Genomic DNA, 12,839 nt, shown 5'->3' with positions numbered 1-12,839 from the left:
GGGTCACTTTCACGTGGCGAAGAGGGGTCACTTTGCTTTGGCGAACGTGGTCACTTTCAACTGGCGAAGGGGGCCTTTTTGATCTGGCCGGATAGGGTCATTTTCATGTGTTTTATCCACACAGGCCGTCAAAGAAAATAATAATTCCCTTAATACAAACTTATCATAAACATAGCCGGTGATCTTACAGGCGATATAGTATTTGTCGGTGCTGGATAAAAACGAAAGTCCGGCCTGCGAAAGCTTGTATTTGTTGGAATCGATTGGTGCATTATTCGTTAAGTGATGTAAGGCCAGGTGAATGTGCTGGTTGCCGGTGAAAAACCAATCCAACAGGCTTTCCTCAAACAATGTCAGATCTGCGTCCGGCAGCGTGTTCCAGGGATCGCCCAAAAAGTTATTGGCACCATTTACGATGAAGTGTAATTTCAACAAGCGGTAAACGAACTTTGGGTCTTTATCGACATAAGTCGTCAGCAAATGATTGAAGTTGGCGACCAGTTCAGGGTAGGGCGCGGGTATGATGTTTTGAATGATTTTCCTATACCATTCCTTCTGGTAATGAAGTTCCTGGTTGTTGATCAGGATATCAGAAAGAAATACAAGCTCTTGTTTGTCCCGGGAAGTTGTTGAAAGCATTGAAAGATAGGCAATGGTTTCGGCATTGATCCAGTTTCTTGCGATGATCGTCTTTAAATAATCAGCAGCGGTCATTGCTTTTTCGTCAAATTTCGTTTTAATGTTGTTGTAGCAAAAATCGAGTGCGGCTTCATCCTCCGGGCAGGCAACAGCAAGCGCGTAAAGGCATTCAGCAAGCGGATGATTTTTTTCATACGTTACTATTATTTGAAATTGTTCCTGAAACAATTCCAGTTCGTTATTAATGGCACCTCGTAAAAAATAGGGAAAGACTTCCAGCCACTCCGGCTTTGTAAAAAAAGTGTCGATAGATGTCAAAACGGCTTTTCGTAAAGATTCGTCACCTTTCATATTTAACAAGGAATTCGCAATCAATATTCGATAGCTTGCGCTGACAGGGTACTGCTCCTTGATTTTGCTTATCAGTGAAAGGAGTGTATAAAGATCAACCTTGCAAAATGGAAGGCTCGCGTTCAAAACGGGTATTTCTGATTGTAAGCCTTCTGAATGGGAGGCGAAATGTTCCCAACTGGATTTTTGCACTCCTTCAAGATAAATGATAAACAAAGCAAGATCTTCCCGGATATTGAAATAGGGTTTTAAAAAAATATTCTGCTGGACATAACTTCTAAGTTCGGCAACAGTGCCATATGCTACCTCTGTTTCAGCTAAACTAAAATGGATCAGCAGCAGGCGGAATAGTTGTATGGAAACTGTTAGGTCGTCATCATTCAATAGATTACCAGGAGTGGCATAGCCCTTTAGCAGTTCATAAACTTTCGGAGCATTCACAAACTGTTGAACTATGTTATTTGTGGGTAAATGGCAGGCTGTTTTTAATTGATCCAATGCAACTGAAGGCAAAGTTGCCAAGCGTTTAACTTCTCCAAGAACCAGTTGTAATTGATCTATTTTATTGGTGTCCATGATAACGTTCAAGAATAATAAAGGTATCAATTTGTTGGTGGACCTTTACATTTGTAACAAATCAATTTCTACAAAAGCTTTTCCCTCAACAAACAGGAGTTTAATGTTTGGAGTCGCTCAAATTTATTACTTCACACCTTAGCTAGTCGCTTATATTGACAGTCGGACAGGTGCTTCGCAAGGCTTGCTTTCTTCATATTTTCAGGCTGACGCTTCAGTCGGATTATTAAATACTTCCATTGCCTTGTCGAGATCTTGATTTAAAATTTTCGCATAAACTTCGGTATGCGTCACGGATGCATGGCCCATTAATTTGGAAACATACTCGATTCGCATACCTTTTTGTAAAGCCCTTACCGCCCAGCTGTGTCTTGCTGTATGAAAGGATATATTTTTATGAATTTTTGCCTTTTTTGCGAGGGATCTTAAACTTTTGTTTGCATGGGCGGTAGCACTTGAAATCCCATTGTGAATAGCCAGCCTGTCAGTTTCTTTAGGAGAAATTTTCAATAATGGGAAAATATAATTCTCAGGTTCTATATAAGATTTGCCACTTTTCAATTCGGCCAAAGACCTGTAATAATCTAAAATTTCCAAAGACTTATTGGGAAGTTTGATGCTGATCTCTTCTTTGTTTTTTCGGACGGTGAAGAAAAGATGTTCCCCGTCAAAATTCTTCCACCGCATAGTAAGCAGATCCGATATTCTAATACCAGCGGAATAAGCACTGAATATATACACATTCCTGTGATGGAAAATAGTTGTATCATCCTTTAATTTTAACTTTTCTAATAGTACCAGCTCAGGATCCAGTAAAAACTCGCGTGATGTTTTTTCGTATTTGATTTTAATCTTACTGAAAGGATTTTTTTCGAGAGGTATTAACTCCTCTGCAATAGCGTCATAAATTAATGTTCTGATCACTTTCAAGTTTGATTGAATAGTGTTAGTATGATTACTCACATCATTTTGTAAGTAGCTTTTAAAGTTTCTTAAGAACGTAACGTTCAATTCATCAAAAAATAATTGTTCTTTGCCGCAGAAACTTTTTAATTTATTCAAAACGCATTTGTAGCGCCTTAAAGTTCCAATGCTGAGTTCGTCATTTCGTTCGCGTAGTCTTTTACGAAAGAAAGCAAAAAAATCTCCGATGCATACACCTGCCATTTTCGCTTTGAGGTCATGGGCACTAACAAAGTTCGATTTGCTTTCCATTTCCAGTACGGTCATTTCAGCCTCTGATTTTTTTATGGCCAAAAAATTATTGATCTGCTCGGCATTAGTGGCAGTTTGTTTCATTTTGCCGGTCTTATCATTCCAGTCTTTTGGATCTATATAAACATCCATTGACAGATATTTGACACGGCGGTTCTTAATTAAACGCAGATAAACGGGAGCAAGTCCGTATTTGTTAATCTTATTCAGCTTGGGAAACACTTTGATAGAAGTCATAACTATTGGGTTAAATAAAAAAAATGTGATATTAATTTTAATAACGTCCCAAAAGCTGGTTGATTGAGCAGCCTAAACGAATTGATATGTTTTGCCTTATAATAGCGAGAGGTATTGTATAATGTAATTGGGACTGAACAATTTGTGACTGTTCAGTATGTTTTACCTGAAAAACGCACGATCCTTTGGGCGATCCCAGTATAAATAGATTTTGCATCTCATTTATAGGTAAAAAATTTGTTTTACCTATGTTTTACCAGAATAAAAAAACTCCCTGTAAGTTTTTGACTTACAGGGAGTTATGGTGATTTTCAGTGATCCCGCTGGGACTCGAACCCAGGACCCCAACATTAAAAGTGTTATGCTCTACCGGCTGAGCTACGGAATCTTTCTTTTAACTTCTTCGATTGTGTTATCGTTTCCGTTTAAAGTGGTGCAAATATAGGAGTATTTGATATATGCCGCAAGTCTTTTTTTGAATTAATTTGCAAGTATTTTTTAAGGCATTCATTGCCAATAAACTACATTTTTAAAATTGCTATTTTTCCTCCGTTCCCAGCAAATAAAATCATTTTTCCATGCTTCGCTTTGCTGCAAACGTTAAAACTGGTGCTGTCTATCTGTCTCCAGGTGCGACCATCATCCAACGTTATGTTGGTTCCGGAGGTACCCGTAGAAAGAAATGTATCATCTTTAATATATTCTACGCTTGATTGAAATCCTCCGGGGCCTTGGGCCGGAGCGTTGAACGCAGGCGGGGGAGTTGTAAAAATGGTGGCAACCGAATCTGTTATTTTATCCTTTTCATAATCGCCACCAACTACTATGATCTTGTTTTTTTTGATAGCCAAAGAGAATGCTCCTTGACTGGGTTTTGAATGAGTGAGTGGAAGATCGACATAGTTATATTCAGATTTTCCATTGATAGCGGTGATCATTCTGCTGGCTTTCCCTCCAGATACAATAAATAAGCTTTTGTTATATACCCTGAAACAGGTACCACTGGCGGCAAAGGCAGCTTCGCCTGGTAACGCAGTGGGAGGGTTGGACATATTAGTCCAGGTTTCACCGCCATCGTTAGTCTCCATTAACAAAAATTTATCTTTAATGGGATCTCCAAGAATGTATCCATGCTGTTCATCAGCAAAATCCATGGCGTCAAAAAAATAAGTGGTATCGGTTTTTCGATATTTCTCCTGCCAGGTTTTACCGCCGTCGGTAGTTTTTAGTACTAATGACGGTGTACCGGAGCTCATGATCACCGCTTTTTTGTCTGAAAATGCTTCAATATCTCTAAACTCGGCTTTTTCATAACCTTTTATCTGCTGCCAGTCCCATGTTTTGCCTCCATCATTGGTTATGGCTATATATCCTTTGCTGCCACTTATCCACGCTGTTTGATCATTAACAACAGATAACCCCCGAATACTAGTAGGTTTATCTTGCTGTAAAAGCGTAATACTTTGTGATCGTGCGATTGATGATATAAATAGAAGTGAGAATAAAATGCTGGTAATGAGTTGATATTTTGTTTTCATGAAATCAGATAAAAGAATGCAGTTTTATCCGAAATTAATTTAAATGGCTACAAATGACAATATTTATCAATTTTTATATTATTTAGATGGCAATTTGATGGAAACGTTTATATTTGCACGCTTGTTAATTAATTGATGCGGATGAAATCCTGAAGCATCAAAGCGATAAGCCCGGATGGCGAAATTGGTAAACGTTGCGGTCTCAGAAGCCGTTGAGAATTGTCTCTTGAGAGTTCGAGTCTCTCTTCGGGCACGCCTGATTTGATTGAGTAGCCTTAAGTAATTATTTAAGGCTACTATTTTTTTAAGGAAAAGCCCAGGTGGCGAAATTGGTAGACGCACCATCTTGAGGGGGTGGCATTCGTAAGGATGTACGAGTTCGAATCTCGTTCTGGGCACAATCAAACACTAACCGTATTTTATTCTTCAATTGTTTTGAACTTATGTTCATAATACCACTGGGATAAAAGTACGCCATCACTCCAGCTTAGTTTACCATCTGCTGCAATTTGCACCACCAGTATAGACAGCTGATGAAGAATGCCCGGTTTAATATTTTTATCCATGGTTTGTATAACCGAGATCGCGGCTTTTACGATCAGATCGGGCTGAGTTAAATTTAAAGAACCCTCCACAAGTTTTAATTCGGTTAAGAATATAGGGAGAGATGTCCTGAGTTTGTTTTTGATAACATCATCAATGTTTCCTGGTATAATGGAAGTGAAAATATCCGCAAGAGGAGAATCGACAAAGTTTTTGATATTCTCTGTTATCGTAATCCCGATTTGTAATGCTGTTTTGATCTCTGATGGAAGCCCTCCAAAAAGACTTGCAATCTGATTCCAGATCTTTTTTAAAAAGGTGTTTAAGCTCATCGTTTTCTGCTTTCTTTAAGTTTGTTTACGTCTTGTTGCAATACGGCTACCTGTCCCTCCAAAATTTTCAATCTTATTTCATTGACGCGTGCTTGCGTCTCCTGAATGGAGCGGACATCTTTAATGTCGCTTTTTAATTGAAAATAGGTTGTCATTACAGACATAACTATACTGATGGTACTGAGTACAGTTACCAGGATATTTTTAAGGGTAATGCCTTTGATTTCGCGATGTTCTATAGTTGTCATGATTGTTTAAATAAAGCGCTCTCCCTGGCGCGCCGTTTGGTTAATGTGTCACTTGTTATTTTTTTACCCGTTTCGGGATCTGTTATTTTGTTCCACGGAGCAAACCAATCGGCCGCCGAGGCATAATCTTTTTCGTTGAGCTTTTTTAATAAGGTAGAATGTAACAGTGCATTGGTACCCAGGTTATAGGTAAAAGATACCAACGCATCATATTGATTTTGTGTAAGCGGAACAAGTACATAGCTGTTCACCGCAGCCTCGTATTTACCAAGCGTGTTTTGTAATAATAGGTTAGCTTGTTCTTCGCTGTTCAGCTTGTCGCTCGGTTTTATTGGCTCACCATTCTGATATCTGGTGGAACCATAGCCTATAGTCCATACCTCTGCAATGTCTTTGTAGGCATGCAGTACCAGTCCCTCGAAACTTTTGATGAGGGCAATGCCATTTTTGCTAATCTTCATCATGATACCGGTGTTATGGTTTTAGCTGTTGTGAATAGGTTTTTGCCCAGGTAAGCAATGCCTGCCGCAAATGCGGTATGCCATATGGTAGTGAAATCAAATGTAAACCGACCTTGCTGAACAGATTCCGCAACAAGCGTAAACACCGCGCTGATTATGGTTACAATTAGGCCTTTAATAAAATCTTGAGTGTTTAGACTTAAAAAGTTTGAAGTTATTTTTTGCATGGTTTATTTTCTAAGGTGATGTAAATACTATCAGTTATAGCACCAGCAGCGTTGAATTTTCGTACGCTATCCAAAGCCGCATGCTCCAGTTTATGCTGCCGTCGGCCAACGCAAGAATAGAGCACGACAAGGCCCCCGATAAAAATGATATATCGTTTCATGGTGATTGAGTTTGATGGATTTACTTAGGAAATGAGGGTAGGCTCTTAGTTTGAGTGTATCAATTTAAAGAGATAATGATGTTGATTACAGGCTGAGTTAGGTAGTTAATATCACTTTGATAATATTGTAAAAAGTGGATGTAATTAAAAAAGTCTGGTTGTTTTTATATTGCTTATTTAATCCTGCTAAATTTCTTTTTAAGAGTTAAGAAATACTTTTCAAAAAGGAAATAGGATAAAAGCGGCACAATAATTAACCCTGGAATATTGTAGGGTATCCTTGAAAACACATCGGGTAGTTTGGGGTCAAATGAAGCAAATAACATATGCCATATGTAAATGCTGTATGATAAAATGCCTACGAATGAAAGAGCTTTAGTATTCAAAACACGGAATATCCAATCATTCTTAACCATAAGGTTTGTGATTATTAAATAGCCAACTAAAATGGATATAATCAGGTTTACATAGGTTGTTTTAACGGTATAGAAATCATCAAAATTAAGATAGAATATCAAAAATACAGCTAATCCATTGCCATAGAGTTTCGTTTTCATAATCCATTCACCATCAAAAATTTTACTAAAGGCTAATAACGCAAATAAACAGCCTACTGCTATACATTGAAACTTAATAAGGAAATGTGTAAAATAATATAATGGACCGTAGTTAATTACAGGGAAAGCTTCTTGAACAGTATAAATTACAGGTAACGCAAATACAATAAAAAGTATGCTATATAAAAACAGTTTGCGGTTTAGCTTTAAAAGAAATGGGAATAAAATATAAAACTGCTCCTCAACAGCAAGTGACCAGTAATGAGAAAGGATTTGGGTAAATGAATGGCTTCTAAAATAGCTGAAATCCATTAGATAAAGAGTCGCTCCAGCAAACTGAAAACGTGGAATACCTAATTTATAAATTTCATTGAGAATTATAATTATTAGTAGATACAAGTAAGCCACCGGAAATATTCTTAACATTCTCCTAGCGTAAAAGTTACTTAGCGAAAGATTTTTTGTTAATTCCTGTTCTTTTAAACAAAGAGTTGTTATTAAAAATCCACTTAAAACAAAAAAAATACCAACACCTAATCGGCCATTAAATATGTAATTAGTAACAGTGCCTGTAAATAAATGTAAATGATAGCATACTACAAGGATAATTGAAATACCCCTAAAGCCGTTAAGAGAGTTGTAATATTGATCGCGTACTAGGCAAGATATCAAAATATCCTTATTAGTGTCCTTTTCTAACATATATCCCCAAATATATAAAAGCATATAATTATATAGTGAATTGCGTATTTGGGGATACTCTAATTTTTTAATATTTAAACACTACTCCATAACAAATAACCAGAAACTCCATTATATGTAAATGGTATCTTATGAGTAGATGCAATATCCGCGGCTGCAACTAAAGGAGCATTTTGCGCTTTTATAGCTAAGCCTAAATCATCTATAAGAATTTGACTTTTTTGCTCTCCAGATATAATCTGTATCACGTTAGCATTATCTGGATGGGGGAGTGTCGCATTAACCCCAATGATAATATTACCATATGAACCATTAACAATGTTACTTCCAGCACCTGAACCTATATAAATCCCTCCTCTATGGTTGGAGTTACCGGCATATGAACCTACACAAACTTGGTCACCAATATTCCCGGCACTCCAAGTAGAACCCGTATGGCCACCAAGCATTACGTTATTGGGCGCTCCCTTACTATTAAGATTGGCATTGTGGCCGATAACAACACCCCACAGATTATCATCTATGTTAGTTACGGGCCCCTGTCCAAATGTTATGTTGTTAAAGACTTGATCCTTATGCGGGTCAACAAACAACTTTCCTCCGCCTAAAAACTTACTAATAAAAAGATCGGCTAAAACGGTATGCCCAATATAGTTAGGATGTAACCCATCGTCAGACATTGTGTATGGATCGTATTTTGTATTAGGGTCTATTGCACATATCGGATAGCCAGCCCATTCACTCACCACATCTTGAATGACTGCATTTGTCGTATCAATATCGGCCAGAGTCATAGGGATTGGGCCTGAGGCTAAAATTGAATCAGTTACATAAGGTATTAAGCTAATGATTACAGATGAACATAAGCTCGGGTTATTTAAAACACCAATGAAATCTATAATGGTATCATTATTAGTAAGCGTGACAATCTTTATAGTTGACTGAGCACAGCCTTTTACTCTGAATACTACTGGCATACGGCCCTGCTGTTTTGATCCTCCTGAATCTGGATCAACAACCCAACCATCATTTTTGCCTGTTGGATTAAAGGTTGTGACCAAAACATCATTACCCAAATTGTCTATCACATGAACCTCAAAGGCTCCCAATGCATTTGCCGGTTGGCCATCGTCAGTAAATGTTCCTATAACCAATTCACTTGATCCTGAATGGAAATTACTTGACAAAGTGGAACCTGCAACATTAGATTTTGCGCCAAGTGGGTTGTACTGGAAATACGAAGATTTACCACCATAAATAGATGTATCTATAGTATCCCACATTCCAGTTTTAGCTGCGTATGGTGACGAACCTGTTATAGAGGTATCATTAAATAACATAGCATTTGCCACAAATGCACTCAAACAAGTTCTTATTTTAGATAATGTTTTAGGGCCCGTCCCATGATTCCTAATATCATTTATCCCGACTAAACACGTAAGAAGGTGATCTCCAGCACCAACAGGAATATTTATATTCGCCGCTGTAGCAACCAGAAGTGATCCAGTACCACTGTAGCTTAAACGATTAAAATCAGCATCCCTTAAAAGGCCGGAAATTTGCTTAACATACGGAAAGCCAACCTCCGGAACTCCAAATGCATCTGCAATACTATCACCAAAATTTAAATAATGTTTTACATTATGTACAGGTATCGACCCCGTCTGTCTAAAAACAGTCTCCTTTACATCGGCATCAATTTTACCATCGGGGTGAATTAATACACCCGAACCTTGTTTTACACCCCCCAATACGGATGGAGTAGCCACCGGTAGGGTGTAATCACTACCGCCGGATGGCAACGCATTGATCTGTGCCTGTAGTTTACCTATGCCGCTTACAATGCTGTCGGCTGCGGTTACGGCACTGGAATCGCCAACACCCAGACCTGTTAATGCGGCTGCAATGGCCCTGGCCGCCGTAAAATATTTATTCGTTGCACCTTCGGGTACGTTATCCGTGCTGCCTGGTGATGCTACGAGCTGGATATAAGTAGATCCGCTCCAACGATATTCAAAATTGGTATCCAGAGTGACGTAAATTTTGCCGGTTTCGCCGGTTAATGGTAATGCTGCATAGCTGGTAAATTCCAACACATCATCTATATAACTGGGTAGTTGAGATGAGGTAACTTTCCCGGAACTGTCTAACCCCACATAGCCATTTGGCTGATTTTTATTTGCAGGGTTTTCGGGGATGTAACCCGGATCATATACCAGGGCGATTGGTGCGGGCCATATGCCTCCTTGCTTGGGGCCGGATAGGTTGTATGTAGTGGTGTTGATATAAAAATCACCATCAATGCCATCGGTAAGATTTGATGGATTTGTTGAGCCGTGTAATACCGTATTACCGTTCGCACCTTTCAGGCGGACACCGGTTGGCCACGCATTGGTTGTTTTTGGGCCAAATATATACTGCGTTGCGGTATTATAGTAAAAATCGCCGTTTTGGCCGATGGCGGCCGTAGGGTCCACCGAGCCGTTAAGTACACTATTACCCCGCGGCCCAGCCGGACCAGTTTGCATCGAAAATACCTGGCTCCATACCCCTGCCGATTTTTTAAAGAAAATGCCGGTTGTTGTATTGATATACGTATCATTATTGCTGCCAGTGGAAGATCCGGGATTGCTGTTTCCGTATAAAACAGTTCCATCTGTAGTATTATTCCCCTGCGGTAAAGTGTATACAACTGTCCAGATGTTAGCGAGCTTTTGTGCAAAGGATCCGTTGTTGGTATTGATAAACATATCACCATTTTTACCCGTATTATTGGGAGGAAGCGTAACGCCAAAAGTAATGTTAGCACCAACAGCTAATTCCGAACTGATAAATTGCAACAGTGTTTCAAACGCGAATTGATAATCGGTGTCGTTTTTTATCAAGATTGAATTGTCGTTCGCGCTAATGGTCGACGCTACTGGTAAATCGCTTATTTTTTTATCGCTTGCCATCAGTTTAAAAATTCGGTTATAGATAACTTATAGTTGTTGTACGTGCCGGGGTAGTTAAAATCTGTTTTATCGATCCCTCTGATGCGTGGGCCGGCTTGCCTGGCACTGTTATTCTTTTCATTATATCGCCAAAGCGGGAAGTTCTCTTTGTTCTCCCACAAAAACTTCTCCACCTCATTGGCATGAGCATTGGCTGTGCTGCGTTGCTGCTGTACCAGTTTTACAATGGCGGATGCCGAAAGGGGATCGCCGTTTTCATGGTGCTTGATCACTGGCCCGGTAGGTGTATAGTGTATAGCATCGTTTTCAATGAAGCGTGCAAAGGTGAAATAAACAAGTGTCGGGATCAATCCCTCGTAAAATACAATATGCCCATATTGATCAAGATATTCCGCGCCATTCAGCAGATCTTTATATTGCTGCGGTGTTTCATCTTTCAAACTGCCATCGGCATCGAAATAAGTTAGGAAATCATAATAGAACGCATGCCCCAGGAAGGGTTTCAAATCCAGGTCCTGAGCCTTTTTGATGAACACATTGAGACGCTCGGGTTTTATATTTACAGTAATATCCTCGTATTGCTGAAAAGTGGTTTTGTTGATAAGATAGATCATCGGTTTGTTAGTTTATTGGTTCATTGGCTCACTGGTTCATTGTTGAATGGTTTGTTATGGTCATTGAGAATGCCTAATAAACCAATGAACATTTAAGAGAGACACATGGCTTCGGCTTCTGCCTGTTTAAAGCCAAATGCATGTACCAGGGTTGCTATTTTGTTTTTAGATGGGATATTTGATAACAACAGATCATTGATACTGCTTCCTGCTTTAACACCAATATTGTCATCGGCAATTAAAGTTGGTACAGGTATGATGTTCCAGTTATCGGCCGGGTTAATATTGATATGAAAGTGACTGAATAGCTCGGCAAAGGTTTCGGAAAGTTCCAGTCTGTCGGTTGAGGTATTGTCATTAAATTCAATAATAGCCTCTTTTTTCTCGCTGCCGTTGCTCAGTCCTGATGATTTCTCAGAGTTGATGAGCTCTTTGGGTACAGAAAAACCTTTAATGATACGCGCCTCAACCGACCGTTCTGTAGTTTCAAACAGTTTGTCATTATTCTGGATAGGGTAGGCTTTAAACTCCGGTTTTGTGTTTTCATCCTCGTACTCAATAACAATTATTTTCTGAGCACTTTTTGTTCCCTGGAAAGCACCGAGGTCTTTTTCCAGTTGCGATGGTGTGTTTAGTCCGCCATATTCGTCGGCTCCAGGGCGACTATTATCGGCTTCTTCCCGTCGAGCTTGCATAAATAGCATAGTCGATGGTAGAAAGCCCGTAGTAACTTCGCGATTGTACGTTGCCTGGTGCGCAAAGCCAGCTCATGGTAAATATCCCAGCTTATGCCATTGGCTTCATTAACAAACAGATAGTCGCGCTTCCCGGATTTCGCGTCCTGCGCATTATCGTAGCTTTTGAACTCGATAATGCTGCCATTAGTAAACTCAAATACCCTGTCGGTTTTATTAAAATTTTTCATCGCGTTTTGTAAAGCTTCTGATTGCTGGTAGATGTTTAAAGCATCGCGCAGGGCACCGGCTTTGAGGTTGGGCACATCCTGGGCCACTACGGTTATTACCAATTTAGCAGTTTGGCAGGCCAGGCAAAAGAGCACTTGTTCAATAGCATAGGTTTTGCCCGAACTGGTGCCCCCTTGATTTACAACTATCTGAGCGCGGGAGAAATAATTTTGCCCAAAAAGTACCGATCCTCCCAGGCCGCTAAACGGAGGCGCATTGATATCATTCATCATGATGTATAGATTTAAGAAAGTGATCTTGTAAACATGGCGCAGGAAAGCGTTATGTTTAATGTGTTTAAAATGCCAGTTGGCATAAATGAATTCAAAAATACTAAAAAAATTAGTTAATTCAAAATGTATTTTGAGATTTTTTCTGAACCATGATTTTTCGATTATTGTTTTTTAACTGTACTCAAGAGGGCTTCGCCGTTCTTAGGATTGTATGGTGACCACGATTTCTGTTTGACGGTAAAATCCTTTAATCCCATAATCAGGGAAATCACGGTTCAGACAGAAT

At 39.3% G+C, this 12,839-nt stretch carries 12 protein-coding genes and 3 tRNA genes; 2 read left to right on the top strand and 13 right to left on the bottom strand.

The genetic code is table 11. The features are described from left to right. Nucleotides 1-27: 27 nt before the first annotated feature. The 4 genes from ACTJKG_RS27535 to ACTJKG_RS27520 all read right to left on the bottom strand — a co-directional run bounded on the left by ACTJKG_RS27535 (nucleotide 28) and on the right by ACTJKG_RS27520 (nucleotide 4,556). On the bottom strand, nucleotides 28-1,566 hold the full coding sequence (locus ACTJKG_RS27535; protein WP_440741005.1) for a hypothetical protein: 1,539 nt from the start codon (nucleotides 1,564-1,566) through the stop codon (nucleotides 28-30). Between the two features lie 201 nt (nucleotides 1,567-1,767). Continuing rightward, the gene (locus ACTJKG_RS27530) at nucleotides 1,768-3,018 is read right to left on the bottom strand and encodes a tyrosine-type recombinase/integrase (RefSeq protein ID WP_440741004.1); all 1,251 of its coding nucleotides are present in this window, start codon (nucleotides 3,016-3,018) and stop codon (nucleotides 1,768-1,770) included. 315 nt (nucleotides 3,019-3,333) lie between these two features. After that, nucleotides 3,334-3,406: transfer RNA gene (locus ACTJKG_RS27525), tRNA-Lys, on the bottom strand. Between the two features lie 133 nt (nucleotides 3,407-3,539). Then, complete coding sequence (locus ACTJKG_RS27520) at nucleotides 3,540-4,556, bottom strand: WD40/YVTN/BNR-like repeat-containing protein (RefSeq protein ID WP_440741003.1); 1,017 nt, start codon at nucleotides 4,554-4,556, stop codon at nucleotides 3,540-3,542. 169 nt (nucleotides 4,557-4,725) lie between these two features. Between ACTJKG_RS27520 and ACTJKG_RS27515 the strand changes: the two genes are divergently transcribed. Further along, nucleotides 4,726-4,809: transfer RNA gene (locus ACTJKG_RS27515), tRNA-Leu, on the top strand. A 61-nt stretch (nucleotides 4,810-4,870) separates the two neighbouring features. Next, nucleotides 4,871-4,954, top strand: a tRNA-Leu gene (locus ACTJKG_RS27510). Between the two features lie 21 nt (nucleotides 4,955-4,975). Here the strand turns inward: ACTJKG_RS27510 and ACTJKG_RS27505 are convergent. The 9 genes from ACTJKG_RS27505 to ACTJKG_RS27465 form a co-directional block, all read right to left on the bottom strand. Then, nucleotides 4,976-5,431, bottom strand: coding sequence for a hypothetical protein (locus ACTJKG_RS27505; RefSeq protein WP_440741002.1), 456 nt, complete (start codon nucleotides 5,429-5,431; stop codon nucleotides 4,976-4,978). Then, complete coding sequence (locus tag ACTJKG_RS27500; protein WP_172336599.1) at nucleotides 5,428-5,679, bottom strand: hypothetical protein; 252 nt, start codon at nucleotides 5,677-5,679, stop codon at nucleotides 5,428-5,430. The genes ACTJKG_RS27505 and ACTJKG_RS27500 overlap by 4 nt, the downstream gene beginning before the upstream one ends. After that, nucleotides 5,676-6,143 carry a lysozyme gene (locus tag ACTJKG_RS27495; RefSeq protein WP_216650626.1) on the bottom strand — a complete coding sequence of 156 codons (468 nt, stop codon included), beginning with the start codon at nucleotides 6,141-6,143 and terminating at the stop codon, nucleotides 5,676-5,678. The genes ACTJKG_RS27500 and ACTJKG_RS27495 overlap by 4 nt, the downstream gene beginning before the upstream one ends. Then, nucleotides 6,140-6,367, bottom strand: coding sequence for a hypothetical protein (locus tag ACTJKG_RS27490; protein WP_172336600.1), 228 nt, complete (start codon nucleotides 6,365-6,367; stop codon nucleotides 6,140-6,142). The genes ACTJKG_RS27495 and ACTJKG_RS27490 overlap by 4 nt, the downstream gene beginning before the upstream one ends. 334 nt (nucleotides 6,368-6,701) lie before the next feature. Beyond that, entirely contained in the window at nucleotides 6,702-7,787 is a 1,086-nt protein-coding gene (locus ACTJKG_RS27485; RefSeq protein WP_440741001.1) for an acyltransferase family protein, read from the bottom strand. A 74-nt stretch (nucleotides 7,788-7,861) separates the two neighbouring features. Continuing rightward, on the bottom strand, nucleotides 7,862-10,741 hold the full coding sequence (locus ACTJKG_RS27480) for a hypothetical protein (protein ID WP_440741000.1): 2,880 nt from the start codon (nucleotides 10,739-10,741) through the stop codon (nucleotides 7,862-7,864). Next, nucleotides 10,741-11,355 (bottom strand): DUF6712 family protein, encoded by a 615-nt coding sequence (locus ACTJKG_RS27475; protein ID WP_440740999.1) that lies wholly within the window; start codon nucleotides 11,353-11,355, stop codon nucleotides 10,741-10,743. The genes ACTJKG_RS27480 and ACTJKG_RS27475 overlap by 1 nt, the downstream gene beginning before the upstream one ends. Before the next feature lie 92 nt (nucleotides 11,356-11,447). Beyond that, nucleotides 11,448-12,050, bottom strand: coding sequence for a hypothetical protein (locus tag ACTJKG_RS27470; RefSeq protein ID WP_440740998.1), 603 nt, complete (start codon nucleotides 12,048-12,050; stop codon nucleotides 11,448-11,450). Further along, entirely contained in the window at nucleotides 11,987-12,553 is a 567-nt protein-coding gene (locus tag ACTJKG_RS27465; RefSeq protein WP_440740997.1) for a phage terminase large subunit, read from the bottom strand. Before ACTJKG_RS27465 ends, ACTJKG_RS27470 begins: the two co-directional genes overlap by 64 nt. Between the last annotated feature and the right edge of the window lie 286 nt (nucleotides 12,554-12,839).

The sequence above is a fragment of the Mucilaginibacter sp. 22184 genome, from assembly GCF_052045695.1.
Classification (GTDB): domain Bacteria; phylum Bacteroidota; class Bacteroidia; order Sphingobacteriales; family Sphingobacteriaceae; genus Mucilaginibacter.
This window is presented reverse-complemented; position numbering and strand designations above follow the sequence as displayed.

What these genes read in the sequence shown, in the direction of transcription:
- ACTJKG_RS27495 (WP_216650626.1), bottom strand. Translation starts at nt 6,143, where the DNA reads ATGATGAAGATTAGCAAAAATGGCATTGCCCTCATCAAAAGTTTCGAG.
- ACTJKG_RS27500 (WP_172336599.1), bottom strand. Translation starts at nt 5,679, where the DNA reads ATGACAACTATAGAACATCGCGAAATCAAAGGCATTACCCTTAAAAAT.
- ACTJKG_RS27520 (WP_440741003.1), bottom strand. Translation starts at nt 4,556, where the DNA reads ATGAAAACAAAATATCAACTCATTACCAGCATTTTATTCTCACTTCTA.
- ACTJKG_RS27470 (WP_440740998.1), bottom strand. Translation starts at nt 12,050, where the DNA reads ATGCAAGCTCGACGGGAAGAAGCCGATAATAGTCGCCCTGGAGCCGAC.
- ACTJKG_RS27485 (WP_440741001.1), bottom strand. Translation starts at nt 7,787, where the DNA reads ATGTTAGAAAAGGACACTAATAAGGATATTTTGATATCTTGCCTAGTA.
- ACTJKG_RS27505 (WP_440741002.1), bottom strand. Translation starts at nt 5,431, where the DNA reads ATGAGCTTAAACACCTTTTTAAAAAAGATCTGGAATCAGATTGCAAGT.
- ACTJKG_RS27475 (WP_440740999.1), bottom strand. Translation starts at nt 11,355, where the DNA reads ATGATCTATCTTATCAACAAAACCACTTTTCAGCAATACGAGGATATT.
- ACTJKG_RS27480 (WP_440741000.1), bottom strand. Translation starts at nt 10,741, where the DNA reads ATGGCAAGCGATAAAAAAATAAGCGATTTACCAGTAGCGTCGACCATT.
- ACTJKG_RS27465 (WP_440740997.1), bottom strand. Translation starts at nt 12,553, where the DNA reads ATGATGAATGATATCAATGCGCCTCCGTTTAGCGGCCTGGGAGGATCG.
- ACTJKG_RS27490 (WP_172336600.1), bottom strand. Translation starts at nt 6,367, where the DNA reads ATGCAAAAAATAACTTCAAACTTTTTAAGTCTAAACACTCAAGATTTT.
- ACTJKG_RS27535 (WP_440741005.1), bottom strand. Translation starts at nt 1,566, where the DNA reads ATGGACACCAATAAAATAGATCAATTACAACTGGTTCTTGGAGAAGTT.
- ACTJKG_RS27530 (WP_440741004.1), bottom strand. Translation starts at nt 3,018, where the DNA reads ATGACTTCTATCAAAGTGTTTCCCAAGCTGAATAAGATTAACAAATAC.